Genomic DNA, 26,110 nt, shown 5'->3' on the forward strand with positions numbered 1-26,110 from the left:
TATTTCATATTATAAAAATATGAAATATCCGATTCTTGTACCAAATATTTTTAATCATCCATTCACTTATGAAAGTAGTTTAAAACTTAAAGTTGGTGATTATGTAATGGTACCTTTTGGAAAATCAAAAATTACCGGTGTTGTTTGGGACGAATTTGAAAAAAATAATAATAAAAATTTTAAGACTAAAAATATAATCAAGAAATTAGACGTTACTCCATTAAAAAAAAATACAATAAATTTTTTAAATTGGTTTGCAGAATATAATCTTATCCCAAAGGGCATGGCTTTAAGGTTAGTACTATTAACTAGTAATGCGATAGAGAACAAAGAAACTCAACTTTATCAAATATTTGATAGCAAAATTAAGCAAACCTTAATCAAGCTATCTAGTGATCAAAATAAATCTCTAAAAAAAATGAACGCTTCAAATAAAAAATTTAGAGTTCATGTTTTACAAGGTACGACTGGATCAGGAAAAACTTTAGTTTATTTTGAAGCGTTAAAACCACTGATAGCTAAGGGTTTTCAAGGATTAATTTTATTACCAGAAATAGGTCTCACCAGTCAGTTTGAACAAAAATTTTTAGAATATTTTGGTTTTAAACCTGCAGTTTGGCATTCTGGTATTTCAAAAAAAAAGAAAGAATTAATTTGGAGTGGCATTTCTAACGGTAAAATAAAAATAATTATTGGAGCAAGGTCTTCACTATTTTTACCATTTAAAAAATTAGGAATTATAATAGTTGATGAAGAACATGATCAATCATTTAAACAAGACGAAGGTATAACCTACAATGCTCGTGATATGGCAATTTCCAGAGCATCTTTCGAAAATATTCCAATCAATTTGATTACCGCTGTCCCGTCCATAGAAACTTTTGAAAATATTAAAAAAGGGAAATATGAAGTTTCTAGATTAAATGAAAGATATCAAAACGCAGCATTACCCAATTATGAAATTATTAAATTGAATAATACAAAACTTGAAAAACAATCATGGTTATCAAATAAAATTATTGAAAAAGTTAATTTACATTTGGAAAAAAAAGATCAAGTTTTGTTTTTTTTAAACAGAAGAGGATTTTCTCCAAATGCTTTATGTAATAAGTGTTTTACAAGTTTTACATGTCCAAATTGTAGTATCAATTTAGTTTATCATAAAAATAAAAATAACCTATTGTGTCATTATTGTGGATATAAATCTGATCTTGAAAGGAACTGTACAAAAGAAGGCAATTGTGAATTTATTTTTAGTGGTCCTGGTGTTGAGAGAATTTCAGAAGAAGTAAAAAGAAAATTTCCTGGTAAAAAAATAGAGATCTTTTCAAGTGACACAATGAATAAAAAAGATTCTAAAGAAAAAATAGATAAAATTATTAATAATGAAACACATATTTTAGTTGGAACTCAATTAATTTCAAAAGGTTTTCATTTTCCAAGCTTAAATTGCATTGTAGTTGTTGATATTGATCTTTCATCTCAAGGACATGATTTAAGAGGTGCAGAAAAAAATTTACAGCTTTATCATCAACTTTCAGGACGTGCAGGAAGAACAGGAAAGCCAGCAACCGTATATTTTCAGACCTATGAAAATAATACTAAGATGATTTCAGAAATTACAAGTAAAAATCCAGATATTTTTTTAGAGAGAGAACTGGAGATAAGGAAAAAAAATAGACTACCACCATTTCAAAGATTTATTTCTTTAATATTAACAGGAGACAATGAAAATAAATTAGAAAAAGAAGCTATTAATTTTAAAAATTTTATTGAAAACAAAATAGAAGGAAAAGTATTAGGGCCAGTGAATGCTCCATTGTTTAGATTAAAGAGAAAATTTAGAATTAGATTTTTAATAAGGGGCTTAAAATCTATGAAACTACAAAGTTCTCTTGCAAAAATTATTCCAAAATATAAATTTTCTTCTGGAATAAAACTTTCAGTTGATGTTGACCCAATTAACTTCAATTAACCGCAAAAAAGAGGCCTTTTTTACGAATCCGCTACTTGAAGACATAAGGGTCATATGCTATTTAGGGCGTGATTTTTAAATAATCTTCAACATTATAGAGGAACCAAGTTGAGTAAAGACACCGGATTTTCAATAACTTCAGCTGAAAGGTACTCTCTTGCGCTTTTTGAACTTTCAGAGGAAAACAATCTTTTAAGTCAGATCGAAGGTCAGTCTTCATCTATTCTTAATTTAATTGATCAAAGTGAAGATTTTTCTAATTTGATTAAAGATCCAACTACAAGCCAAGAAGATTTACTAAAAGTAGTTAATATAATCTCTGAAAATAATAAATTTGAGCCTTTATTTAAAAATTTTTTAAGTTTCTTAATTCAAAAAAGACGCTTCTTTTTTATTGAGCGTATTCTCAAAAGCTTTATTGAAATTTGTTCAAGAAAAAGAGGTGAACTTAAGGCAGAATTAAAATCAGCAAAAGAATTATCTAATGAAGAAATTAAAAAAATTACAGAGGAGTTAACAAAAAATTTTAGTTCAAAAATAAAATTAAACTACAAACATGACGAAAGTTTAATAGGAGGTTTGGTAGTACAAGTAGGAAGTACTATGGTCGATACCTCAATTAAAAATAAATTACAACAAATCGAAAATAGAATGATAGAGGCATAAATGGAAATAAATCCTTCAGAAGTTACAAAAATATTAAAAGAACAAATTAAAAATTTTGGTGATAAAGCAGAAGTCACAGAAGTTGGTCAAGTTTTATCAGTTGGAGACGGTATTGCAAGGATTTATGGCTTGGATAATGTTCAAGCTGGTGAAATGGTAGAGTTTGCAGATGGTTCAAAAGGTATGGCTCTAAACTTAGAAAGTGAAAACGTCGGTGTCGTAATTTTTGGTGATGACAGAAATGTTAAAGAAGGGGATGTAGTAAAAAGAACTGGTAATATTGTTGATACTCCAGTTGGAAAAGAATTGTTAGGAAGAGTAGTGGATGGTTTAGGAAATCCTATCGATGGAAAAGGAGCATTAGATAAAGGAATTAAAAAAAGTAGAGTTGAAGTAAAAGCTCCTGGTATTATTCCAAGACAATCAGTAAGTGAACCAATGCAAACTGGTCTTAAATCAATTGATAGTCTAGTCCCGATTGGAAGAGGGCAAAGGGAATTAATTATTGGTGATAGACAAACTGGTAAAACAGCAGTTGCAGTAGATGCAATTATTAATCAAAAAAAAATCAATGAATCTGGTGATGAAAAACAAAAACTGTATTGTATATACGTTGCAGTTGGACAAAAAAGATCAACAGTAAGACAAATTCAAAAAACATTAGAAGAAGCTGGAGCTATGGAGTACACAACAATCGTTGCTGCTACTGCATCTGACTCTGCTCCTTTACAATTTTTAGCACCATACACAGGTTGTGCTATGGGTGAGTATTTTAGAGATAATGGAATGCATGCGTTAATAATTTATGATGATTTGTCTAAACAAGCAGTTGCTTATAGACAAATGTCGTTGCTATTAAGAAGACCCCCGGGACGTGAGGCTTATCCTGGAGATGTATTTTATCTTCATAGTAGATTACTTGAAAGAGCAGCGAAATTAAGTGATGAACATGGTGGTGGGTCACTTACAGCACTGCCAATTATTGAAACACAAGGTGGAGACGTATCTGCGTTCATTCCAACTAACGTTATTTCAATTACAGACGGACAAATTTTCCTTGAAACAGAACTATTCAACCAAGGTATAAGACCTGCAATTAACGTAGGTTTATCAGTGTCTAGGGTTGGTTCGTCAGCTCAAACAAAAGCAATGAAAAAAGTTTCTGGTTCAATGAAATTAGAGCTGGCACAATACAGAGAAATGGCAGCTTTTGCTCAATTTGGGTCTGATTTAGATGCATCTACTCAGCAACTTTTGAATAGAGGCTCTAAACTAACTGAACTTTTAAAACAAAAACAATATTCACCAATGACTGTTGCAGAACAAGTTATTTCAGTATTTTGTGGAGTAAAAGGTTATCTGGATGATATTGATTTAAAAGATGTTGCTGAATTTGAGAGCAAGATTATTGAAAAATGTAAATCAGATAAGCCTGAAATTATAGAGTCAATTTTAAGTTCAGGAAAACTTGAGGAAGATAAAGAAAAATTACTTGTTGAAGTAATCACTCAATTAAAAGGAAATTTTAAGTCTTAATAATTTATGGCAAGTTTAGACGACCTAAAAAAAAGAATAGCTAGTGTAAAGTCTACACAAAAAATTACTAAAGCTATGAAAATGGTTGCCGCAGCTAAATTAAGGAGAGCTCAAGAAAGTGCTGAGAAGGGAAGGCCTTATTCTGAAAAAATGAATAATGTTATTTTGAATTTATCAAATGGTATATCTGATAAAGAAAATGCACCAAAGTTATTGTCAGGTACTGGTCAGGAAAAAAATCATCTTTGTGTAGTGATGACTTCTGATAGAGGTTTATGTGGTGGATTTAATTCTAATATTATTAAAAAAGCTAAAAGTTATTTTGCAAAAATTTTAGATGAAGGTAAAGAACTTAAAATTATTACAGTAGGCTCAAAGGGTAATGATCAATTAAAAAGAGTTTATGGTGATAAAATAATTGAAAATATTTCTTTTAAAGAGTCTAAAAATGCAAATTATTTTGATGCTGATAAAGTTGGAAAAATAGTAATTGAAAAATTCGAAGCAGGTGAATTTGATGTTTGTACAATTTTTTATAACCAATTTAAAAATGTAATCACTCAAATTCCTCAAGCACAGCAAATAATTCCTTTAAATAATAAAGAAGAAGACGGTATTTCAGAAGAAAGTTACGAATTTGAACCAGATGAAGATGAAATTTTAAGCAATTTATTGCCAAAGAATATTTCTACGCAAATATTTAAAGCAATGTTAGAGAATTCAGCTAGCGAGCAAGGGTCTAGAATGAGTGCAATGGATAATGCAACCCGAAACGCAGGTGAAATGGTTGACAAACTTACTATCGAATATAATAGAAGTCGTCAGGCAGCAATTACTAAAGAACTAATAGAAATCATATCAGGAGCAGAAAGTTTATAATTATGAGCAAAGGAATAATCACACAAGTTATTGGAGCGGTAGTAGACGTAAAATTTGATGGCGAACTACCAGAAATTTTAACAGCATTGGAATGTAAAAACGGTGATAACAGGTTAGTTTTAGAGGTAGCACAACACTTAGGTGAAACTACTGTTAGAACAATTGCTATGGATGCTACTGAAGGACTAAAAAGAGGTGATGAAGTTATTAATACCAATGCTCCTATTCAAGTTCCAGTTGGACCTGAAACACTTGGAAGGATTATAAATGTAATTGGTGAACCTATTGACGAAAGAGGTGAGGTTAACACTAAAGAGAGTTGGCCAATTCATAGAGCTGCACCTGAATTTAATGACCAATCAACAGAAACTGAAATACTTGTAACAGGTATTAAAGTAATTGATTTGCTTGCACCTTACGCAAAAGGTGGAAAGATTGGATTATTTGGTGGAGCGGGAGTAGGAAAAACAGTTTTAATCATGGAATTAATTAATAACGTCGCAAAAGCTCACGGTGGTTTTTCAGTTTTTGCAGGAGTTGGAGAGAGAACTAGAGAAGGAAATGATCTTTATCATGAAATGATTGAATCTGGGGTAATTAAAAAAGAAGGAACTGGCTCAAAAGCTGCTCTAGTTTATGGACAGATGAATGAACCTCCTGGAGCGAGAGCAAGAGTTGCACTTACAGGATTAACCGTTGCTGAATATTTTAGAGATCAAGAAGGTCAGGACGTACTTTTCTTCGTAGATAATATTTTTAGGTTTACTCAGGCAGGATCAGAGGTTTCAGCTTTGTTAGGAAGAATTCCATCTGCTGTTGGATATCAACCGACATTAGCTACTGACATGGGAAACCTACAAGAAAGAATTACGACTACAAACAAAGGGTCAATTACATCTGTACAAGCAATTTATGTACCTGCTGATGATTTAACAGACCCTGCTCCAGCCACATCGTTTGCTCACTTGGATGCAACGACAGTACTTTCAAGACAAATTGCAGAAATTGGTATTTATCCTGCAGTAGATCCACTTGATTCTACATCAAGAATTTTGGATCCAAGAATTGTTGGAGATGAGCATTATAGAGTAGCAAGAGATGTTCAAAGAATACTACAATCATATAAATCATTACAAGATATTATAGCTATTCTTGGTATGGACGAGTTATCTGAGGAAGATAAACTAGTTGTAGCAAGAGCTAGAAAAATCCAGAGATTTTTATCTCAACCATTCTTTGTTGCAGAAGTATTTACTGGTTCTCCAGGAAAACTTGTTGATCTTGACTCAACGATCAAAGGTTTTGATGCAATCTGCAAAGGCGAGTATGATCACTTACCTGAAGCTGCTTTTTATATGGTTGGAACAATTGAAGAAGCTATAGAAAAAGCTAAGAAAATGGAACAAGAAGCTGCTGCTTAATGAGCGAAGAGTTTAAAGTTGAAATAGTAAATCCCGAAAAATCTTTTTTAGTGAAAGATGATGTTTCAGAAGTTGTGGTCCCTGCTTTTGAAGGAGAGATGGGAATATTGAAGGATCATATTTCTATTATTTCCTTTTTGAAACCTGGGATAATTAAGATTTTATCAAAATCAGGTGATGAAAATTACTATGTTGAAGATGGAATTGTTGAGTTTAAAAATAACAATCTATCTATTTTAACAAGTACAATTTTTAATCTTGCTGATATGGATAAATCAAAGCAACAAGATTTACTTAAACAGGCAGAAGAAGAGGCTAATAAAACCGGTATTAACGATCAATCTAAATATTTAGCAGATCAAAAAGTTGAAGTTTTAAAAACTCTAAATTAATTTTTTTACTTTTTCTTTAAGTTCTTTGTAAACATGATATTTAAAATCAACAACAACATCAGTAATTAAATCTAAGTCAATCCACTTCCAATCTAAAAATTCTGGATTAGATGTATTAATATTTATTTCATCATCATTTCCAATAAATCGCATTAAAAACCATTTTTGCTTCTGACCTTTGTACTTACCTTTCCAAATAATACCTAGTAATCTATCAGGTAAATCATAGGTTAATGTACCATCTAATTCTTTTATAAGTTCTACGCTTTTGATACTTGTTTCTTCCTCTAGTTCTCTAAATGCAGCTTTTAAATTATCCTCTCCATCATCAACACCACCCTGAGGCATTTGCCAAAAATTTTTAGGATTATCTATTCTTTTTGCTACGAATACTTTATTTTCTTTATTTAATAACACAATTCCGACCCCACTTCTCAGTGGTAAATCTTTAAATTTTTTGTTCATATTATCCGTTAAGTAACTTAATAGCGTAGTTTAATTGATTATCAGTATCAGTTTTTATTCTAAAATCATCACCCTCTTCATTTACTTCAATATCTGGTCTAACACCTACTTCAGAAATAGATTTTCCAGAAGGAAGATAATATTTTGCGACAGTTAATCTGATAGCACCACGATTTTTTAAAGGAATAATTGATTGGACAGAACCTTTACCAAAGCTATTTTCACCAACGATGATTGCTCTTTTGTGATCCTTTAAAGCTCCAGCAACAATTTCAGATGCAGACGCTGAACCATAGTTAATTAAAACCAATAGTGTTTTTCCATCTGTAATATCTCCTTTTTTTGCAAACCATTTTCTATTTTCAGATTTTTTTCTGCTTTTTGTTGAAACTATCTCTCCATTTTCCAGAAAAAAATCTGATATCTTTATTGCTTGAGATAAAAGACCTCCAGGATTATTTCTTAAATCTAAAATAAATGAATTTAAGTTTTTATCTTTTTTAAGTTTTTTAATTTGTTTTTCTATTTGATCACTACTGTTATCGTTAAATGAAGTAAGCCTGATGTATCCAATATTTTCATCTATAATTTCTGATTTTACAGATTGAACCTGAATAACTTCTCTTATGATATTAAATTTTAGCGCTTTTCTTTCACCTCTTCGTCTTACTGTTAACTCTATTCCAGAACCTACAGGTCCTCTCATTAAATCAACAGCTTCACTTAATGATTTTCCTTGAACCTGGACATCATTTATTTTGACTATGTAATCACCAGCTTTTAATCCAGCCCTAGATGCAGGTGTATCATCTATTGGTGAAATTACCTTTACCACACCAGCCTCCATGCTAACTTCAATTCCTAGTCCACCAAATTCTCCACTGGTTTCTGTTTGCATTTCGTCAAAAATTTTAGGAGACATGTAGGATGAATAAGGATCTAAGGATTGTAAAAGTCCATTTATAGCAGAGTCCATACTCTCAGATTGATTGAACTCATCAACATATTCTTTATTAATTTTTTCTAGCACCTCACCGAAGAGATCAATTTTTTTATAAATATCAATTTCAGCTGAATTAACTGTTTTATTTAAATAAAAAACAGAAAAAAAAATTAATAATAAAAAATTAATTTTTTTCATATCATCACTTTTTCTTTTGGAATTAGCTCTGACCAAATTTTTTCTAATTCATAAAATTTTCTTTTTTCTGGATGAAAAATATGAACAATCAAATCTATCCCATCAACTAGTTTCCATTCTCCACTTTCTTTACCCTCAATTTTTGAGTCTTTTACACCGTTATTTTTAAGTTTTTCTAAAACTTGTTCTGATAAAGATTGAATATGTCTAGATGATGTTCCACTTGCTATGATCATGTAATCAGCCATAGAACTTTTGTCTTTAAGATCAATAGTTACAATGTCTTGAGCTTTATTTAGATCTAGTGTGTTGATTACAATTTCTTTTAAGTCTGAAATTTTGTCCATTAATTGAATTTAGATTATCAAATTTTTCTTAATTGAGAAGATGAAATGTTGACTTTATTAAATTCAATAAACTCTAGATTGGTCTTACTAAGTTGCTTAAATGTCTTTGATTTTAAAGAATTTTTTTTATACCCATATCTATCAAAAACTAGGATGTTACATTTTTGTGAAATTAATTTAGATTTATACCATTTATGAAAATTAATAAGGTTGTCGGCACCCATTAAAAAATAAATTTCAATGCTTTTATCTTTTGTTAAATGATTGATTAAATTAAAAGTTTTATTTGATTTAATAATTTTTTCATAAAATTTAACTTTAATAAATGAATTTGCACTTATAATTTTTTTACAATATTTAATTCTGTTAGCAACAGATGTCTTACTCTCTATTTTAAATGGATTTTTTTTTGTAATCGCCCAAATAACTTTTTTGAGTTTAAATCTTTTTTTTGCTTCCTTAGAAATTGCCAAATGTCCTTTATGAGCAGGATCAAACGATCCACCTAATACACCAATTTTTATTTTTTTTTTATCCAATTTAATTTCTTATTTTACCATTACTAGTGATTTCATATTTATATGAAACCAATTGATTTAAACCTACAGGACCTCTTGGTGGGAGCGTATTAGTAGAAATTCCAACTTCTCCACCAAATCCAAATTCACCGCCATCAGCAAATTGAGTTGAGGTATTATGCATTGCAATTGAGCTTTTAACATTTTTTAAGAAGTATTTTGCTGTTTTTTTATTTTTTGTAATGATGGAGTCAGTGTGCATAGTGCCATATTTATTTATATGCTTTATTGCCTCTTCAGAATTTTTAACAACTTTTACAGATACAACTGATGCCAAATATTCAGTTGACCAATCTTTTTCTTTTGCAGGATATACTCGACCTTTGTAATAACTCTTCAAAACTTTATCACCAATTATTTTACAACCATTATTTTCAAGTGCCTGCAAAATAGGGTTGCTAAATTTTTTGACTATATTTTTATGAATAAGAATAGTTTCAGTCGCACCACAAATACTTGTATTTCTTAATTTAGCGTTATAAACAACTTCTTTAGCCATTTTTAATTCTGCATCTTTATCTATATAAGTATGACAAAGTCCCTCTAAGTGCCCAATTATAGGTATTTTGGATAATTCTAAAACTTTTTTAACTAAATTTTTTCCACCACGAGGTATGATGACATCGATATAATTTTTCATTTTAGAAAGCATTATATCTACTAGTTTTCTTTGTTTTGAGTCGATAAATTGAATAAAGTTTTCATCAACTTTATTTTTTTTAAGTGCTTTTCTAAACAACTTAGCTAAAGCTTTATTTGAATTTATGGCCTCAGAGCCTCCTTTCAAAATCACTACATTTCCAGATTTAAAACAAAGACTAGCAACATCTGAAGTTACATTAGGTCTACTTTCATAAATGACACCAATAACTCCAATTGGTATTGATACTCTTTTTATACTTAAACCATTTGGTCTTTTCCATTTGTCTAAAGTGTTGTCAATAGGATCCCTTAATTTAGCTATTTTTAAAATAGAATTTATAATTCCATCCAATTTATTTTCATTTAAACGAAGTCTTTTGATTAAATTCTCTTTTAACCCTCTTTTTCTTGCGTAATTAATATCTTTTGAATTTTGATTAATAATAAATTTTTTTTCATTCTTAATTAATTTTGCGTAATCATTTAAGACTTTATTTTTTACTTCAGTTGTAACTTTATACTCACTAGCTTTGTGAGCTTTTTTTCCAATTAAATTCATATATTTAATCATTTAAATTTCCACCATATCATCTTTATGAATAACTTCAGATTTTGCAACATAGCCTAATAATTTTTCAATTTCATTTGAGTGATGACCCATAATTTTATTCACCTCATCAGATGTAAAGGAACTTAACCCTCTAGCACATTCGTTATTTTTTTTATCTAATACTTTAATGTGATCACCTTTGTTAAATCTTCCTGAAACTTTTTTAATTCCTGCTGCTAACAAACTTTTTCCAGATTTTAATGCCTTTTTAGCACCATCATCAATTATTAATGCTCCTTTAGGTGCTACAGAACTTATTATCCATTTTTTTCTAGCATCTAACTTTGAAATTTTTGGACTAAACCAGGTGCAGTTATTTTTTTCAATTATTTTTGAGATAGGATTTGAATATAGTCCATTTGCAATAACCATACTAGTACCAGCAAGCTGACATATTTTTGCTGCTTCAATTTTTGTATGCATACCACCACTTCCATATTCATTTATGCCTTTAATATAAATTTTTTTTAGATCTTTGTTTAGGTCATCAATTTTCTTTATTAGTTTAGCATCCTTAAAAATTTTAGGATTTTTTGTATACAAACCATCAACATCAGATAATAAAATTAAGGTATCTGCGTTTGTAATTTGCGCAACCCTAGATGCCAATCTATCATTGTCTCCATATTTTATTTCACTCGTTGCAATAGTATCATTTTCATTGACCACAGGAATAAAACCAAGTTCAAAAAGATTATCAAAAGTACGTTTTGCATTGAGAGATCTTCTTCTTTCCTCGGTATCTTCTAATGTAAGCAAAATTTGAGAAATATTTAATTTATATTTTGCGAAAGTTTGAGAAAATAAATTCATCAGCTCTATTTGACCAATAGAAGCAATAGCTTGACTTTTATCTAATTTGATATTTTTTTTATTATAATTCATTTTCTTGCAACCCAGAGCTATAGCACCAGAGCTAACAATAACTGCTTTTTGATTTTTATCTCTTAATTTTTTAATGTCTTTTGCAAAACTAGATAACCATTGTTTCCTAATTTTTTTATTTTGATCAACTAGGAGAGATGATCCAATTTTGACAACAATTATTTTAGAGTTTTTAAGATACATAAGACAAAAGCTTTGCTTTAATTTTCGATACAGACTCTTTTTTTAGAGTTGTCATTGTCATAATCTCACAATTTTTACCTTTTGAAAAATGATCTATAACTTCATTTACTGTTTCTTCATCAATCAAATCGATTTTATTAAGCACAATTAGTTCTTTTTTTTCTAATAACTTTGCACTATAGCTTTTTAATTCATTTTTCACCTGATTATAAGACTCATTCAGATCTAAGTTAGTGACATCAATTAAGTGCAGTAAAGACTTACATCTCTCTATATGTTTTAAAAATTGTATCCCTAACCCTATACCTTCGTGAGCACCTTCAACTAATCCTGGAATATCTGCAATGGTAATTTCTTTATCATCGTAAGAAGCCACGCCAAGGTTTGGATTAATAGTTGTAAATTTGTAATTTGCAATTTTTGGACTTGCGTTTGTTAATGCTGCTAACAAACTTGATTTTCCCGCATTTGGCAGTCCAATAATACCGATATCAGCAATTGTTTTTAATTGAAGCCATATTGTAAATTCTTCTCCTATAGTGCCTTTAGTAAATTTTCTTGGAGCTCTATTTGTAGAACTTTTAAATCTTGTGTTTCCCAAACCTCCTTTTCCACCAGCAGCTGCAACATATTCTTCACCTTTTTTATTAAAATCAAAAAGAAGAGTTTTGTTATCTTCTTCAAATACCTGTGTACCTAGAGGAACTTTTAAAATTAAATCTTCACCACCTTTTCCTGTTCTGTTTTGACCAGAACCATTTTCTCCACGTTCGGCTTTGTGGTGTTGTTGATATCGATAATCAATAAGGGTATTTAAATTTTCCTCTGACCTCAAAATAATTGATCCACCTTTTCCACCATCCCCACCATCTGGTCCACCAAACTCTACATATTTCTCTCTTCTAAAACTAGGAGATCCGTCTCCACCGTTTCCAGCTTTAATATAAATTTTAACTTGATCGAGAAATTTCATAATACAACATCTATTTTAATTGGTTGTACTATTAATTGGGCTTTACAGAAACGAAAGTTCTATCTGATTTAGATTTTTTGAATACAACTTTTCCTTTAACAACTGAAAATATTGAATGATCTTTACCCATACCAACATTTTCACCTGGAAAAATCTTAGTTCCTCTTTGTCTAACAATTATGTTTCCAGGAATTACTGTTTCACCACCATATTTTTTTACACCAAGTCTTCTACCAGCACTATCTCGTCCGTTTCGTGATGATCCACCTGCTTTTTTTGTTGCCATAATTTACCTAATAATTATTTAATTACTGCTTCCTTAACTTCTTCTTTTTTTGAAGTTTTAGAAATCTTTTCAGCCTCTGATAACACCTTACCATCTTTTGAAAAAATTTTGTTAATTCTTATCATAGAATATTCTTGTCTATGTCCATTTTTTCTTCTTGAATTTTGTCTTCTTCTTTTTTTAAAAATTAAAATAGTTCTATTTTTACTATTTTTAATTAAATTAGCCTCTACTTTTGCACCCTTAACATTTGGAGCTCCAATTTCAATTGATTTGTCATCACCGTATGCCAAAATTTCATTAAACTCTATCTTAGTCTCAGCTTTAGAATCTGGTAGTTTTTCAATCTTTAGAATTTCGCCAGATTTTACCTTATACTGTTTTCCACCTGTTTTTATTACTGCGTATGACATAGTATGATTTAATTTAAAGTTACCGCAATATAGTTGTAGTCAGCCTTTAGTCAAGCCGAATTAATTAGAAATTATCCTTAAAATCTCTTAATTTTGAAAAGGTTTTTAGATCTTTTGCTTTTAAAAATATATTACAATCCAATTCCTCTTTTAAAGTTGAGGGTATGGTAGGAATTCCATTTTCTCTTAATTTTTCTATTTTTTCTATTTTTTTTTGTAAATCTTTGTTCTCAGAATCATATTTTTTACAAAATTTTGCATTATTAAGAGTGTATTCATGACCACAATAAATTTTTGTCTCTTTTGGTAATAATTTAATTTTGTTCAAAGACTCAAACATTTCTTCATAAGAGCCTTCAAATATTCTTCCACAGCCAAGGGAGAAAAGTGTATCTCCAGTAAAAACTATTTTTTCTTTAAAAAAATTAAAACAAATATGGCCTGATGTATGTCCAGGAATATGCATAATTTTAGCTTCAAAGTTTTCAGCTTTCCATATTTGATTGTCTTCTAATAATATGTCTATTCCAGGTATTCTTTTTGAGTCTCCTTTAAAACCCACAACAACTGACCCATATTTTTTTTTTAATTCTTGATTTCCTCCGATATGATCATAATGATGATGTGTATTAAGAATATATTTTAATTTTATATTTTTATTTTTTAGGAAATTTATTATTGGTTCAGACTCACTGGGATCTACAACACATGCAAAATTGTTACTTTCGTCTATTATTAAATAGCTATAGTTGTCTTGAAGGCAGGGTATAATTTCAATACGCATTTTATTTTTCTATCAAAAATATACCTAGATCTGCAAACAAATTTTTAACCCCTAAATTACTCTCATTTATTATTGATGAATGAAGATTATTTAAAGCGAGTGATTTAAAAATTTTAATATTTTTTGATTTTACAAAGTGAAAAAAATCTTTGATTGTACACATATGTAAATTTGGTGTGTTATACCATTCATCTGGTAATGTTTTTGTAATTGGCATTGTGCCTTTTAATAACAAATGAAATCTTACTTTCCAGTATCCAAAATTAGGAATTGTAACTATTGCTTTTTTTCCAACTCTTAAAAGTTCATCTAAAACTAATTCAGGATTAAGAAAAGCTTGTAGGGTTTGACTTAAAACAACATAATCAAATGATTTGTCTGGAAATTGTTTTAAATCTTTTTCAGCATTTCCTTCAATTACAGTTAAGCCTTTTGCAATGCATTCTTGCACTTTTTCTTTTGAAATCTCTAATCCTCTTATATTTATGTTTTTATTATCCTTTAAAAATTTCATCAAAGTTCCATCAGCACAACCTACATCTAAGACTTTCTTATCTTTTTCAATTAAATCTGCTATTACCTGAAATTCATTTTTCATAATTAATTTTCTTCGTAAGATTTATCTAAAAAGTTTTTAAGTGCACTTAAGAAATCAGGAACGTCTAGTAAAAAGGAGTCGTGACCTTTATCTGACTCAATTTCTACAAATCCTACATCAGCTCCTATTGAGTTTAAAGCAATCACAATATCTTTGTTTTCTTGAGTTGGATAAAGCCAATCTGAAGTAAATGAAATTATAAAAAATTTCGCGTTTGTATTTTTAAATGCTTCTGAAAGATTACCATTGAATTGCTTAGCTAAATCAAAATAATCCATAGCTCTAGTGATATAAAGATAACTATTTGCATCAAATCTATCTACGAATACTGAGCCTTGATATCTCAAATAACTTTCTATTTGAAAATCAGCATCAAATCCAAATTTAAGATCTTCTCTTTCTTGTAACTTTCTTCCAAATTTTTCCTGCAAACCTTTTTTAGATAAATAAGTTATATGAGCTGCCATTCTAGCTACAGCCAATCCTTTTCCAGGATTAGTATCGTTTGATGTGTAGTTTCCCTCTTTCCAGTTACTATCAGCTGTAATAGCTTGTCTGCCTAGTTCGTTAAAAGCAATATTTTGTGCTGAATGACTGGATGTGGTTGCTATTGGTATCACTGTTTTAGATTTATCAGGAAAGTTGCTGATAAACTGAAGGACCTGCATACCTCCCATTGAACCTCCAGTTATAGAAAATAATTTATCTATACCAAAATGATCAAGCAAATTATATTGAGCATTCACCATATCGTTAATTGTAATAACTGGAAAATTTGTTCCAAAAATTTTTTGATCAGGATCTTTATGACTTGGTCCGTATGATCCCATACATCCACCAATTACGTTAGAGCAAATAACAAAATATTTATTCGTATCGATAGCCTTATCAGGACCTACTGCATAACTCCACCAACCCTCTTTGTTAGTTACAGGGTTTATTCCAGTTACAAATTGATCTCCTGTTAGAGCATGAAAAACTAATATTGCATTATCTTTTTTTGAATTAAGTAAACCGTAAGTTTCATATGCTATAGGAAAATCTTTTATGGTCTTTCCACAGTCCAATTTTAGTGGTTTCTTTACAATTAAAGTTTTTATGTTTTTCTCAGTATTCATACTTTTTGACTGTTTCGAATTGTGAGAAAAAAAACTATTTTAGCGGTTTTTTTTAAGCGCTCGCAATTCAGTTAAATCAGCGCATAATTTTTTTACTAGAACTTATTTATTATGTCAATTTTTTAAAAAATCCTCTTATTCTCTATAAAATTTTGTAATTTTATCTATAAAGAGCACATAAAAAAAAAAAATGATAACTCCAAATTTCAAAAAATTTAAAATTGAGGCTTATAAGCCTGGTAAATCAAAAGTTAAGAAACTTAAGAACGTAATTAAGCTTTCTGCAAATGAGTCTGCTTTAGGTATGAGCCCTAAAGCAAAGAAAATAATATCAAATAAAAATCTGAATTTAGATAAATATCCAGATGGAAAATCTCAAAATTTAAGAAAAGCAATATCTAAAGCTCATAAATGTAATTCTGAGAAAATTATTTGTGGAGCTGGTTCGGATGAAGTTATTCAAATGATATGTCAATTGTTTTTAAACCCAAAAGATGAGGTTGTAGTACCGGAGTATAGTTTTCTAATGTACAGAATTTATTCAAAAATTGTTGGTGCAAAAGTTATATTTGCAAAAGAAAAAAACTTTAAAGTTTCAGTTAAAGAAATTTTGAAAAAAATTACAAAAAAAACTAAAATTGTGTTTATAGCTAACCCAAACAATCCTACGGGAACTTACTTAACCAAAAAAGAGGTTTTAGAATTAAGAAAAAAATTAAATAAAAAGATTTTATTAGTTATTGATGATGCTTATGCAGAATATATGAAAAATAAAGATTATACCTCAGGCTTAGATTTATTTAAAAATAAAGATAATGTTTTCATCCTTAGAACATTTTCTAAAATATTTGGATTAGCCTCTTTAAGAGTAGGTTGGGGATATGGATCAAAAAAAATTGTGGACGCACTCAATGTTATAAAACCTCCATTTAATATAAATGGTATAGCTCAATTAGCTGCCTCTGAGTCGTTAAAGGATAAAAAATTCATAAATAAATCCGTTAGACATAATTTGTTGTATTCCAAAAAAATCAAGAAATTTCTTGAAAAATACAATATTTTTTCAAATCCAGTTTCAGCAAATTTTTTGTTCCTGAATTTTGAAAAATGTAAGTATTCAGCAAGATTCTTTTATGAAAAACTTAAAAGTAAAGGGATTATATTAAGATCAACAGAGGAAGGTTATCATATAAAAAATAAATTAAGAATAACTATTGGATCTAAAAAAGAAAACTTAAAATTTATTACTGCTACTAAACAAGTATTACAAAAATGAAAAAAATTTTAATCATTGGCTGTGGATTGTTGGGCTCATCTTTATTAAGACGTATTAGTAAAAAAAAAATAGCAAAAAAAATATTCATTTATGAAAAATCAAAAACGAATATTGCTAAAATAAAAAAATTAAAATTACCAGGTACAATTGTTAAGTCATTAAAAGAAGGCGCAAGTAATTCAGATTTAATTATTTTTTGTACACCAATGAGTGAATATAAAAATATTATTTTAAAAATTAACAGTTTTATATCATCAAAAACTTTGATTACAGATATTGGTTCCTCAAAAATTCAAACTTCAAAAACTATAAAAAAATTTTTAAAGAAAGGTGTTCATTGGATCCAAAGTCATCCAATAGCTGGATCAGAGGTTAGTGGGCCAGAAAATGGTAAAGAAAATATGTTTACTGATAGGTGGTGCATAATCATAAAAGAAAAAAAAGATAAAAAAAATAACATAAATATTCTAACCAAGTTTTGGAAAAAAATCGGAGCAAAAATTGTTGTGATGAGTGCTGAAAAACATGATAAAATTTTTTCTATAACTAGTCATTTACCTCACTTAATTGCATATAATTTGGTCAAATCTGCACAAGATTTTGAGAAAAAACAAAGTTATGAGCTAATCAAATATAGTGCTGGTGGATTAAGAGATTTTTCTAGAATTGCTGCATCAAATGAAATCATGTGGAGGGACATTTTTTTTAATAATAAAAATAATATTTCAAAAGCGATTGATTTATTTATAAAAAATTTAAATCAATTTAAAAAAGATATTAATTCGAAAAATAACAAATCTATTATAAAAAAACTTATTCAGACCAAAAAAGTAAGGTCAAAAATTATTAAATTGAAACAAGATATTGATAAACCTGACTTTGGAAGAAATTAATATTCTATTCTAGATACTTTTTTTACATCTAGGTTGGCAGTTCTTTGAATCCTATTAATTGTTTCTATAATTGGCATAATAGTTACTTTTTTTTCTGGTCCATACGCATGAATTAGTTGTCTGGAATTTAAACATACTGCAACATGACCTTTCCAAAAAATAATATCTCCTTTTTGAAATTTTATTTTTTTTGATTTTATTTTTGCATGTTTGATCTGATCCTTAGTATCTCTTGGGTAGAAAGAATTATTATACATAAAAAATATTTGTAATAAAGCTGAACAATCAATACCTTTAAATGTTTTACCTCCCCATGCGTATTTTACATTTAAAAATTTTTTAAATATTCTTACAAAGTTAAAATCTTTATGATTTAATTTTTTAATATCTTTTTTTTTAATCCATTTATTTTTTTCGATTTTTATATAATTTTGATGATGTGCTAAAACACATAATTTAGACGCAAGTGGAAGCCAACTGTTTGATGCGATTCCTGGTTTATTAAAAATTTTAGCTTTGAGAACGCTAACTTTATACAATGGTTTAAATTTCATTATATACTTTGGATTTTTTATAAACCCCTCATAGTTATCAAATAAAGTTTTTATTTTAATCCAACTTTTATTTTTTGATAAAATTTTGAATTTCTCACCATAGATAATTTGTGAAGTAACTTCAGATTTTTTAGAAGGCTTTTTATAAATATTTGAAAAATTACCTACGAAATAAAAATTATTTTGCACCAATTTTAATCTTATTTTTTATCATCCATAAACAAATTAATGAAGGTATTACCATTATAGTTGTTAAAACAAAAAATGTTCCCCAATCTCCATTTAACCAGTCAACCAAAGCTCCAGAGGATGAAGCTAAAGTGGTTCGACCAGCAGTACCAATTGAAGCAAGTAGTGCATATTGTGTAGCTGTATAAGTTCTATCAACTAGTAATGATATAAATGCAACAAAAGCCACAGTTGCAAAAGCAGCTGTAATATCGTCAGCTATTACAGCAATTGCGAATAAAATTTCTGATTTTCCAGTCCATGCTAAAACTGCAAATAAAAGATTTGTTAAAGCCATTAGTCCTCCAGCAAAGAACATTGTTTTAATTGTTCCAGCTCTCATAGCCATTACTCCACCTAATAATGTAAAGACAACTGTTGTTATCCAACCAAGTCCTTTTGAATAAATCGCAATTTGACCCTTGGAAAATCCGATTTCTTTATAAAAGACAATAGACATTCTTCCCATGAAAGCTTCACCTATTTTAAACAAGAAGACAAAGCCCAAAATTCCTAGAGCAATAGCAAAACCATTTTTTTTAAAAAAACTGATAATAGGACCACCAATAGTTCCTGTAATATAAGCAATTAAGTTTGTAATTATATTGCTTGTACCAAGTTTTCCCTCTATCAATTTGTCTGTCTCTCTTTGTTTTGCTTGTCTATCCGTCTCTATTGGTTCATCAACAAACATTAAACCTATGTTCATTAAAATAATTAAAATACCTAAAACCAAAAAAGTAGCTTGCCAATAATCTGTAACACCTAGATTTTCAAAATATTCAGCTGTAAACAAAGCAACAACTCCTCCTAATTTATATCCTGTCCACCATCCAACAACAGCCATAGCTGCACCAGCAGCCATAGATTTTCCTTCATTTTCATTTATTTGTTCAATTCTTAATGCATCTACAGTTATATCTTGTGTAGCTGATGCAATAGCAATAATTAATCCAACTGAAATTAATAATGCTAAATTTTCTGTTGGATTTATTATGCTCCAAATTATTAAGCTTAGTAAAATAATAAGCTGCATCAAAACTATCCAGCCTCTTCTATGACCTAATTTTTTTGTTAGTATTGGAATTTGAATTCTATCTATAATAGGAGCCCACAAATAATTGAAGGCGTATACTCCAAAAATTAGTCCTGCCCATCCAATTGTTGATCTACTAAGACCTTCCTCTTTAAGCCATAAACTCAAACTGCTTGCAATTAATACCCAAGGGAATCCACTAATTGAACCTAATAAAAGAATTCTTACCATACGTATATCCTTGTATACTGATAGAGAGTCAAGCCATGATTGTTTTTTAATTTGATCCATAATTAATTTCTCCAAAAAGATGGTAAGAACAATACTAATATTGCAAATAACTCAAGTCTACCTAAAATCATACCTACAGTTAAGATCCATTTTGAAATATCTGGTAAAGCTGAAAAATCTCCATTAGGCCCAATAATGGGACCTAATCCAGGACCAACATTTGATATCGATGTTGCGGCTCCAGAAATAGCAGTAATAAAATCTAAACCAGTTAACGACAATAATGCAGCTAAAATAAAAAATATAACAAAATAAAAATAGATAAATGAAATAATTGATGCAATAAATTTATCATCTACTGATCCTTGGTCATATTTAATTACAAATACTCCCTTAGGGTAAATAATTTTTTTTAATTGATTTAATATAAATAAATATAATATTTGAATTCTGAAAATCTTCACTCCACAAGTAGTAGATCCAGCACATCCACCTATAAACATTAGAATAAGAAATATAGTTATGGGAAAGCTTCCCCAGGCATCAAATTCACCATTTACATAGCCTGTTCCAGTTAATATTGAAATAGTATTAAAAAAAATTGACCTTAAGCTAAAATTTTCGATGTTATTAAAAAACAAATAAATTGATAATATAATAATACTTATAATTATTATTTTTATAAATGTTCTAATCTGGATATCATTTAAAAATATTTTTTTATTTCCACTTATGAATTTAATGTATGCAATAAAAGGAATACTTCCTAAAATTATAAAAATCATTGAGGATATCTCTATAGGCACACTATTAAAATATCCTATTGACTGATTGTAATTTGAAAATCCACCAGTTGCTATTGTGGTCATTGAATGGGTTAAACTATCAAATTTTCCCATTCCAAATAACCAATATGAAAATGCGCATAGACCTGTTAATCCTGAGTAAATAAAAATTAGTCTCAAAGCTATTTCTTTTGATTTCGGAAGAATTTTTTCAGATGAGTCGTTGCTAGAAATTTTAAATAATTGCATACCACCAACATTCATTATGGGCATTAAAGTAATTGCCATTACAATAATACCAATTCCTCCCAACCATTGAAGTAATGCTCTCCATAATAAAATTCCTTTTGGTGTATTCTCTAAATTAGAAATAATTGTAGATCCAGTCGTTGTGATTCCTGACATACTCTCAAAAAAAGCATCAGTAATTGAAAGCTCCATAGTCGAAAATATAAATGGTAAAGATCCAAAAATAGCAATACTTAACCATGACAAGGCAGTTAATAAAAATGCTTGTTGCAAATTTAATTTTTTGTCGTGGTCTAGATTTGAAAGAAAAAATAATGATCCAAAAATTATAGTCACAATAGATGCACCGAAAAATGATGAATCTATTTCTGAATAAATAAATTGTGCAATTATAGGGATGAACATTGAGATCCCTAAAATTATTTGCAAAATTCCTAGTGTAAAAAAAACAGTTTTATAATTAGACATTTTGAAAGAACATTATTTTATGGTAAATAAATTTCAACTCTATAAGAATTAATAAAATCGCCAATTTAAGATTTTTATAAAAGATATATTCGTGATTAAAAAAGAAATTTTAGACAAAACAAGTGCTTGGCCTTTCGTTGAAGCCAAAAAAATGCTTCGTGAGAGAAAATTATTTATTGATAAAAAAGGGAAAATTACTCTTCAAACAGGATATGGTCCAAGTGGTCTTCCGCATATTGGAACATTTGGCGAAGTTGCGAGGACTTCAATGATGGTTAATGCCTTAAAGCAACTTACAGATCTACCAACAGAAATAATTACCTTTTCTGATGATATGGATGGTTTGAGAAAAGTTCCTGATAATGTTCCTAATCAGGAATTACTAAACGAAAACTTACATAAACCATTAACACAAGTTCCAGATCCATTTGAAAAATTTGCAAGTTTTGGAGAACATAATAATGAAATGTTAAAAGATTTTTTAAATAGTTTTAATTTTAAATATAGTTTTAAAAGTTCGACATCTTTATACAAAGGTGGTTTTTTCAACTCAACTTTAAAAATTATTTTAGAAAATTATGATGGTATAATGAATATTATACTTCCAACTTTAGGCAAAGAACGTCAACAAACTTACTGCCCTTTTTTACCTATTTGTCCAGATACTGGTCATGTCCTCGAAATTCCAGTTATAGAAATTGATAAAAAAAATTCTAAAATAATTTTTGATAATAAAGGTAAAAAATTAGAATCTAGTATTTTGGATGGTAATTGTAAATTACAATGGAAAGTTGATTGGGCAATGAGATGGTATGCTCTAGATATAGATTTTGAAATGTATGGAAAAGACCTTATTGAGAGTGCAATTTTATCAACTAAAATAATAAATTTGATTGGTAAAAGACATCCATCTGGATTTGCTTATGAATTATTTCTTGATGAAAAGGGTGAAAAAATTTCCAAATCAAAAGGAAACGGTATTACTATTGACCAGTGGTTAAAATATGCCTCACCTGAAAGCTTATCTTTATACATGTATCAAAATCCAAAAAGAGCAAAAAAACTTTATAAAGAAATAGTGCATAAAGCAGTAGATGAGTACCTAGATAATATCGAAAAATCAAAAAAACAAACAGAACAACAATTAGTGATGAATCCAGTTTGGCATGTTCATAATGGCAATATTCCAAAAGAAGAGATGATTATGACCTTTTCTATGTTGTTGAATTTAGTTGAAACAAGTAATGCTGATAATAAAGATTTATTATGGAAGTTTGTTAAAAAATATAAATCTAACATCTATGAAAAAAACTTTCCTATTTTTGATGGATTAGTTGGTTATGCGATTAAGTATTTTAATGATGTTATTAAAGCTCAAAAAAAATATAAAAATCCATCTGAAAATGAAAAATTGGCTTTACAAGCTTTAGTTAAAACTTTAGAAAAATGTAATGATCAGATGTCTCCTGAGGATATACAAACATTAATTTATTCAACAGGTAAAGAGAATGGGTATGCAGAAAACTTAAGAGATTGGTTTAAGTTAATTTATGAAGTGGTGTTTGGAGATGAAAATGGTCCCAGAATGGGTTTTTTTATAAGTTTTTTTGGTGTTAAAGAAACAAAAGAATTGATAATTAGTAAATTGAAATAATGTATTCAAATTTAAGATCTTTTATATTTAAAATAGATCCTGAAAGAGCACATTTTTTAGCAATTCAATCACTCAAACTCAATCTAGTTTCAAATATATTTGATGAAAACAAAAATGATCCTATTTTAAAAACAAAACTATTTAATCAAAATCTTGATAATCCCATAGGTATTGCAGCAGGTTTCGATAAGAATGCCGAGGTATACAACCCTTTATTTAAGTTGGGTTTTGGATTTGTTGAAGTAGGTACGGTTACACCATTAAAACAATATGGGAATGAAAAACCAAGAGTGTTTAGATTGGTAGAAGATCAAGCATTAATTAATAGGTTAGGTTTTAACAACCATGGATCAGATACAATATTAAATAGAATAAAATCTAATAAAAAACTAGGTATACTAGGTGTAAACGTAGGTCCAAACAAAAATTCTAATGATAGATTGAATGATTATCTAATTGGATTAGAAAAATTTTCTGAAGTTGCAGATTATATTACAATTAATATTTCTTCACCAAATACTGAAAATCTTAGAAATTTTCATGAAGAGAATAAATTGAAAGAGTTATTAAAATCTGTCTCTGAGAAAAAAAAACAATTAAAATCTGAAATTCCTGTAGCTGTAAAGATTTCACCAGATATAAGTGAAAATCAAATTGACTTAATTTCGGAAATACTTGTAGAAAATGAAATAAGTGCAATAATAATTTCAAATACTTCCGAAGCTTCTCGGGAAACACTTCAAAATATACAGAGACATCAAAAAGGAGGTTTATCTGGAAAACCTATTGAAAAAAAATCAAATCTTTTAATAAGTAAGTTCTACAATTTAATTAAAGGTAAAATTAAAATAATTGGAGTGGGCGGCGTTGACTCAGGTAAAGCAGCTTATGATAAGTTTTTATTAGGAGCAGATTATGTTCAGTTGTATACCGGCATGGTATTTCAAGGACCTAATATTGCTGGCATGATTAAAAAAGACCTAAAAGAATTACTAATAAGAGATGGCGTCAAAAATTTCACAGAAATTGTTGGAAATAAAACTATTTCTTAAATGTATTAAACTTGACGCTTTCAATATCTCCCCTTATATAGGCAATGTTATTATGTCAAAAAAATGCGAACTTACAGGTAAAATTCCAATGAAAGGTCATAATGTTAGTCATGCTAACAATAAGACTAAAAGAAGATTTTTACCTAACCTAAAAAAAGTAAAATTTACAAGTGAGCTTACTGGAAGAAGTTTAAAACTTACTGTAAGTAACTCAGGTGTAAGGTCAGTTGACAAAAAAGGGAGTCTGGATGAATTTTTAAAAACTGTAAAAAATAAAAATTTATCTCCTAGATTAAAAAAGTTAAAAAAAGTAGTTTTAATTAAATCTCCTTTTAAAAAGAAACCTGTAGCTAAATCAGCTTAATGAACAAATTATTTATCACCCTGTCAATAATGATGGGGATTGTTGTACTATCTTCTAATTATTTAGTTCAGTTTCCTATCAACTATTTTGGATTAAACGAGATTTTAACTTATGGAGCTTTTAGTTACCCAATAGCTTTTTTAATAACAGATTTAGCAAATAGGTCGTATGGAAAATTATTAGCAAGGCAAATTGTATATTTGGGCTTTTTAATAGGAATTATATTTACATTGTTATTCTCAACTGATTTTGCAGATTTAATCTCGGTTAGAATTGCAATTGGATCAGGGGTTGCATTTATTACTGCTCAATTGTTGGATATTCAAATTTTTGATCGATTAAGAAAAAAAGAGTGGTTTGTTGCACCACTTACTTCATCTTTGATTGGATCAACAGTCGACACATTTTTATTTTTCTCAATATCATTTTATGCAACAGGGGTGCCTTGGGTTACTTTATCTCTTGGAGATTTAGCAGTAAAAATTTTAGTTGCTATAATAATGTTGATACCATTCAGAATGTTATTGAAAATTATTAAACCAATTAAAGTTTAATATAAAAATTTATAAGACAAAATTTTATAAGCTAATTTCGCAACAAGAAAATTATAGGAATTAAATCCTTTAATTGGAGAAAGTTCATTAATATCTGCACCAACAATTTTCGAGTTTTTAGCTGCAATTCTTATTATATCTAATGTTTCGTCCCACAAAAGTCCTCCTGGTTCAGGTGTACCAGTCGCAGGCATAATACTTGAATCTAGTCCATCTACATCGAATGTTAGATAAACAGTTTTGTTTTTAATCAGTTTTTTAAATTTAGACAAATTCCATTTTTTTTTATCTTTTGCCCAAAAAATATTTATTCTTGAAGAATTTTTTTTTAAATATGGTATTTCACTTTCTGAGATATTTCTTATCCCAAATGAAATTAAAGAAACATTTTTATAATCTAGACATCTTCTGATTGCTGATGCGTGTGAAAATTTTTCTCCATTATAGCTTTGACGTAAATCTGCATGGGCATCAAAATGCAAGAGGCAAATATTTTTATATTTTTTAGTAAAAGGAACAATACACCCAGGAGTTATTGAATGCTCTCCACCTAAAGTCATTGGGAAAAGCTTTTTATCTAAAATTTCTTTATTAATATTTGAGATTTTATTAAGTGCTTTTTTAATATTTTTATCAATTTTAAATGGTTTTAAAGTTTTAATACCTATTTTTTTATAAGGTTCACAATTAAGTTCTTCATCATATAGCTCAACTTGATGAGATGCTTTTATGATTTCTTTAGGTCCATTTCTTGTTCCTCCCCCATAACTGACTGTTTTTTCTAATCCAAATGGAACAATCACAGCTTTTTCTTTAAAGCCAAATTTATTATCAATTCCTAAAAATCCGTTTTTATTTGATAGATATTTCAATT

28 protein-coding genes are annotated in these 26,110 nt (G+C 28.9%); 12 read left to right on the forward strand and 16 right to left on the reverse strand.

What is annotated here, in order from left to right; translation table 11 throughout:
• Positions 1-19: 19 nt before the first annotated feature.
• From priA to atpC, 6 genes are all read left to right on the forward strand, one after another.
• Positions 20-1,975 carry a replication restart helicase PriA gene (priA, locus tag ACTT9X_RS00510; RefSeq protein WP_440933749.1) on the forward strand — a complete coding sequence of 652 codons (1,956 nt, stop codon included), beginning with the start codon at positions 20-22 and terminating at the stop codon, positions 1,973-1,975.
• Positions 1,976-2,083: 108 nt separating this feature from the next.
• Positions 2,084-2,641 (forward strand): ATP synthase F1 subunit delta, encoded by a 558-nt coding sequence (gene atpH / locus ACTT9X_RS00515; RefSeq protein ID WP_440933750.1) that lies wholly within the window; start codon positions 2,084-2,086, stop codon positions 2,639-2,641.
• Positions 2,642-4,177: a F0F1 ATP synthase subunit alpha gene (atpA, locus tag ACTT9X_RS00520; RefSeq protein WP_440933751.1), complete on the forward strand. Its 1,536-nt coding sequence runs from the start codon at positions 2,642-2,644 to the stop codon at positions 4,175-4,177. It begins immediately after the preceding gene.
• Positions 4,178-4,183: 6 nt separating this feature from the next.
• Positions 4,184-5,056: a F0F1 ATP synthase subunit gamma gene (locus ACTT9X_RS00525; protein ID WP_440933752.1), complete on the forward strand. Its 873-nt coding sequence runs from the start codon at positions 4,184-4,186 to the stop codon at positions 5,054-5,056.
• A 2-nt stretch (positions 5,057-5,058) separates the two neighbouring features.
• Positions 5,059-6,477, forward strand: a complete 1,419-nt coding sequence (atpD, locus tag ACTT9X_RS00530) for a F0F1 ATP synthase subunit beta (protein WP_440933753.1) — start codon at positions 5,059-5,061, stop codon at positions 6,475-6,477.
• Positions 6,477-6,869 carry an ATP synthase F1 subunit epsilon gene (gene atpC / locus ACTT9X_RS00535; protein WP_440933754.1) on the forward strand — a complete coding sequence of 131 codons (393 nt, stop codon included), beginning with the start codon at positions 6,477-6,479 and terminating at the stop codon, positions 6,867-6,869. The genes atpD and atpC overlap by 1 nt, the downstream gene beginning before the upstream one ends.
• Here atpC and ACTT9X_RS00540 read toward each other — a convergent pair.
• The 12 genes from ACTT9X_RS00540 to metX all read right to left on the reverse strand — a co-directional run bounded on the left by ACTT9X_RS00540 (position 6,861) and on the right by metX (position 15,892).
• On the reverse strand, positions 6,861-7,334 hold the full coding sequence (locus tag ACTT9X_RS00540; protein ID WP_440933755.1) for an RNA pyrophosphohydrolase: 474 nt from the start codon (positions 7,332-7,334) through the stop codon (positions 6,861-6,863). The genes atpC and ACTT9X_RS00540 overlap by 9 nt on opposite strands.
• A gap of 1 nt (position 7,335) precedes the next feature.
• Positions 7,336-8,475, reverse strand: a complete 1,140-nt coding sequence (locus ACTT9X_RS00545) for a S41 family peptidase (protein WP_440933756.1) — start codon at positions 8,473-8,475, stop codon at positions 7,336-7,338.
• The gene (gene rsfS / locus ACTT9X_RS00550; RefSeq protein WP_075484663.1) at positions 8,472-8,822 is read right to left on the reverse strand and encodes a ribosome silencing factor; all 351 of its coding nucleotides are present in this window, start codon (positions 8,820-8,822) and stop codon (positions 8,472-8,474) included. Before rsfS ends, ACTT9X_RS00545 begins: the two co-directional genes overlap by 4 nt.
• A gap of 17 nt (positions 8,823-8,839) precedes the next feature.
• Positions 8,840-9,367: a nicotinate (nicotinamide) nucleotide adenylyltransferase gene (gene nadD / locus ACTT9X_RS00555; protein WP_440934024.1), complete on the reverse strand. Its 528-nt coding sequence runs from the start codon at positions 9,365-9,367 to the stop codon at positions 8,840-8,842.
• Entirely contained in the window at positions 9,363-10,613 is a 1,251-nt protein-coding gene (locus ACTT9X_RS00560; protein ID WP_440933757.1) for a glutamate-5-semialdehyde dehydrogenase, read from the reverse strand. Before ACTT9X_RS00560 ends, nadD begins: the two co-directional genes overlap by 5 nt.
• Positions 10,614-11,720, reverse strand: a complete 1,107-nt coding sequence (gene proB / locus ACTT9X_RS00565; RefSeq protein WP_440933758.1) for a glutamate 5-kinase — start codon at positions 11,718-11,720, stop codon at positions 10,614-10,616.
• On the reverse strand, positions 11,710-12,693 hold the full coding sequence (cgtA, locus tag ACTT9X_RS00570) for an Obg family GTPase CgtA (RefSeq protein ID WP_440933759.1): 984 nt from the start codon (positions 12,691-12,693) through the stop codon (positions 11,710-11,712). Before cgtA ends, proB begins: the two co-directional genes overlap by 11 nt.
• 31 nt (positions 12,694-12,724) lie before the next feature.
• Positions 12,725-12,979 (reverse strand): 50S ribosomal protein L27, encoded by a 255-nt coding sequence (rpmA, locus tag ACTT9X_RS00575; protein ID WP_023854670.1) that lies wholly within the window; start codon positions 12,977-12,979, stop codon positions 12,725-12,727.
• A gap of 14 nt (positions 12,980-12,993) precedes the next feature.
• On the reverse strand, positions 12,994-13,392 hold the full coding sequence (gene rplU, locus ACTT9X_RS00580) for a 50S ribosomal protein L21 (RefSeq protein ID WP_440933760.1): 399 nt from the start codon (positions 13,390-13,392) through the stop codon (positions 12,994-12,996).
• A 64-nt stretch (positions 13,393-13,456) separates the two neighbouring features.
• Positions 13,457-14,176 carry a hydroxyacylglutathione hydrolase gene (gene gloB / locus ACTT9X_RS00585; protein ID WP_440933761.1) on the reverse strand — a complete coding sequence of 240 codons (720 nt, stop codon included), beginning with the start codon at positions 14,174-14,176 and terminating at the stop codon, positions 13,457-13,459.
• 1 nt (position 14,177) lies between these two features.
• Complete coding sequence (metW, locus tag ACTT9X_RS00590) at positions 14,178-14,774, reverse strand: methionine biosynthesis protein MetW (protein ID WP_440933762.1); 597 nt, start codon at positions 14,772-14,774, stop codon at positions 14,178-14,180.
• Positions 14,775-14,776: 2 nt separating this feature from the next.
• Positions 14,777-15,892 carry a homoserine O-acetyltransferase MetX gene (metX, locus tag ACTT9X_RS00595; protein ID WP_440933763.1) on the reverse strand — a complete coding sequence of 372 codons (1,116 nt, stop codon included), beginning with the start codon at positions 15,890-15,892 and terminating at the stop codon, positions 14,777-14,779.
• Between the two features lie 190 nt (positions 15,893-16,082).
• Here metX and hisC point away from each other — a divergent pair, with 190 nt between their 5' ends.
• Positions 16,083-17,168: a histidinol-phosphate transaminase gene (gene hisC, locus ACTT9X_RS00600; RefSeq protein WP_440933764.1), complete on the forward strand. Its 1,086-nt coding sequence runs from the start codon at positions 16,083-16,085 to the stop codon at positions 17,166-17,168.
• Positions 17,165-18,061: a prephenate dehydrogenase gene (locus ACTT9X_RS00605; protein ID WP_440933765.1), complete on the forward strand. Its 897-nt coding sequence runs from the start codon at positions 17,165-17,167 to the stop codon at positions 18,059-18,061. Before hisC ends, ACTT9X_RS00605 begins: the two co-directional genes overlap by 4 nt.
• Here the strand turns inward: ACTT9X_RS00605 and ACTT9X_RS00610 are convergent.
• Genes ACTT9X_RS00610 through ACTT9X_RS00620 form a run of 3 tightly spaced genes read right to left on the reverse strand, consistent with a single transcriptional unit; the run spans position 18,058 to position 21,612 of the window.
• Entirely contained in the window at positions 18,058-18,804 is a 747-nt protein-coding gene (locus tag ACTT9X_RS00610) for a C40 family peptidase (protein WP_440933766.1), read from the reverse strand. The genes ACTT9X_RS00605 and ACTT9X_RS00610 overlap by 4 nt on opposite strands.
• On the reverse strand, positions 18,794-20,170 hold the full coding sequence (locus tag ACTT9X_RS00615) for an AmpG family muropeptide MFS transporter (protein WP_440933767.1): 1,377 nt from the start codon (positions 20,168-20,170) through the stop codon (positions 18,794-18,796). The genes ACTT9X_RS00610 and ACTT9X_RS00615 overlap by 11 nt, the downstream gene beginning before the upstream one ends.
• Before the next feature lie 2 nt (positions 20,171-20,172).
• A complete protein-coding gene (locus ACTT9X_RS00620) occupies positions 20,173-21,612 on the reverse strand; it encodes a TrkH family potassium uptake protein (protein WP_440933768.1) in 1,440 nt (479 codons plus the stop codon).
• A gap of 91 nt (positions 21,613-21,703) precedes the next feature.
• On the opposite strand from ACTT9X_RS00620, the gene ACTT9X_RS00625 reads away from it, so the two are divergent.
• Genes ACTT9X_RS00625 through ACTT9X_RS00640 form a run of 4 tightly spaced genes read left to right on the forward strand, consistent with a single transcriptional unit; the run spans position 21,704 to position 25,236 of the window.
• Positions 21,704-23,266, forward strand: a complete 1,563-nt coding sequence (locus ACTT9X_RS00625; RefSeq protein WP_440933769.1) for a lysine--tRNA ligase — start codon at positions 21,704-21,706, stop codon at positions 23,264-23,266.
• A complete protein-coding gene (locus tag ACTT9X_RS00630; protein WP_440933770.1) occupies positions 23,266-24,318 on the forward strand; it encodes a quinone-dependent dihydroorotate dehydrogenase in 1,053 nt (350 codons plus the stop codon). The genes ACTT9X_RS00625 and ACTT9X_RS00630 overlap by 1 nt, the downstream gene beginning before the upstream one ends.
• 52 nt (positions 24,319-24,370) lie before the next feature.
• A complete protein-coding gene (rpmB, locus tag ACTT9X_RS00635; RefSeq protein ID WP_440933771.1) occupies positions 24,371-24,682 on the forward strand; it encodes a 50S ribosomal protein L28 in 312 nt (103 codons plus the stop codon).
• On the forward strand, positions 24,682-25,236 hold the full coding sequence (locus ACTT9X_RS00640) for a queuosine precursor transporter (protein ID WP_440933772.1): 555 nt from the start codon (positions 24,682-24,684) through the stop codon (positions 25,234-25,236). Before rpmB ends, ACTT9X_RS00640 begins: the two co-directional genes overlap by 1 nt.
• Here the strand turns inward: ACTT9X_RS00640 and speB are convergent.
• Positions 25,233-26,108 (reverse strand): agmatinase, encoded by an 876-nt coding sequence (gene speB / locus ACTT9X_RS00645; RefSeq protein WP_440933773.1) that lies wholly within the window; start codon positions 26,106-26,108, stop codon positions 25,233-25,235. The two genes, ACTT9X_RS00640 and speB, sit on opposite strands and share 4 nt — an antisense overlap.
• Positions 26,109-26,110: the final 2 nt, after the last annotated feature.

Source organism: Candidatus Pelagibacter sp., assembly GCF_052049855.1.
GTDB lineage: Bacteria > Pseudomonadota > Alphaproteobacteria > Pelagibacterales > Pelagibacteraceae > Pelagibacter.

Bases quoted from the DNA above. Each gene is read 5' to 3' on its own strand.
- priA (WP_440933749.1), top strand. From the start codon at position 20: ATGAAATATCCGATTCTTGTACCAAATATTTTTAATCATCCATTCACT.
- atpA (WP_440933751.1), top strand. From the start codon at position 2,642: ATGGAAATAAATCCTTCAGAAGTTACAAAAATATTAAAAGAACAAATT.
- ACTT9X_RS00525 (WP_440933752.1), top strand. From the start codon at position 4,184: ATGGCAAGTTTAGACGACCTAAAAAAAAGAATAGCTAGTGTAAAGTCT.
- atpD (WP_440933753.1), top strand. From the start codon at position 5,059: ATGAGCAAAGGAATAATCACACAAGTTATTGGAGCGGTAGTAGACGTA.
- atpC (WP_440933754.1), top strand. From the start codon at position 6,477: ATGAGCGAAGAGTTTAAAGTTGAAATAGTAAATCCCGAAAAATCTTTT.
- ACTT9X_RS00540 (WP_440933755.1), bottom strand. From the start codon at position 7,334: ATGAACAAAAAATTTAAAGATTTACCACTGAGAAGTGGGGTCGGAATT.
- ACTT9X_RS00545 (WP_440933756.1), bottom strand. From the start codon at position 8,475: ATGAAAAAAATTAATTTTTTATTATTAATTTTTTTTTCTGTTTTTTAT.
- rsfS (WP_075484663.1), bottom strand. From the start codon at position 8,822: ATGGACAAAATTTCAGACTTAAAAGAAATTGTAATCAACACACTAGAT.
- ACTT9X_RS00560 (WP_440933757.1), bottom strand. From the start codon at position 10,613: ATGATTAAATATATGAATTTAATTGGAAAAAAAGCTCACAAAGCTAGT.
- proB (WP_440933758.1), bottom strand. From the start codon at position 11,720: ATGTATCTTAAAAACTCTAAAATAATTGTTGTCAAAATTGGATCATCT.
- cgtA (WP_440933759.1), bottom strand. From the start codon at position 12,693: ATGAAATTTCTCGATCAAGTTAAAATTTATATTAAAGCTGGAAACGGT.
- rpmA (WP_023854670.1), bottom strand. From the start codon at position 12,979: ATGGCAACAAAAAAAGCAGGTGGATCATCACGAAACGGACGAGATAGT.
- rplU (WP_440933760.1), bottom strand. From the start codon at position 13,392: ATGTCATACGCAGTAATAAAAACAGGTGGAAAACAGTATAAGGTAAAA.
- gloB (WP_440933761.1), bottom strand. From the start codon at position 14,176: ATGCGTATTGAAATTATACCCTGCCTTCAAGACAACTATAGCTATTTA.
- metW (WP_440933762.1), bottom strand. From the start codon at position 14,774: ATGAAAAATGAATTTCAGGTAATAGCAGATTTAATTGAAAAAGATAAG.
- metX (WP_440933763.1), bottom strand. From the start codon at position 15,892: ATGAATACTGAGAAAAACATAAAAACTTTAATTGTAAAGAAACCACTA.
- hisC (WP_440933764.1), top strand. From the start codon at position 16,083: ATGATAACTCCAAATTTCAAAAAATTTAAAATTGAGGCTTATAAGCCT.
- ACTT9X_RS00605 (WP_440933765.1), top strand. From the start codon at position 17,165: ATGAAAAAAATTTTAATCATTGGCTGTGGATTGTTGGGCTCATCTTTA.
- ACTT9X_RS00615 (WP_440933767.1), bottom strand. From the start codon at position 20,170: ATGGATCAAATTAAAAAACAATCATGGCTTGACTCTCTATCAGTATAC.
- ACTT9X_RS00620 (WP_440933768.1), bottom strand. From the start codon at position 21,612: ATGTCTAATTATAAAACTGTTTTTTTTACACTAGGAATTTTGCAAATA.
- ACTT9X_RS00630 (WP_440933770.1), top strand. From the start codon at position 23,266: ATGTATTCAAATTTAAGATCTTTTATATTTAAAATAGATCCTGAAAGA.
- rpmB (WP_440933771.1), top strand. From the start codon at position 24,371: ATGTCAAAAAAATGCGAACTTACAGGTAAAATTCCAATGAAAGGTCAT.
- ACTT9X_RS00640 (WP_440933772.1), top strand. From the start codon at position 24,682: ATGAACAAATTATTTATCACCCTGTCAATAATGATGGGGATTGTTGTA.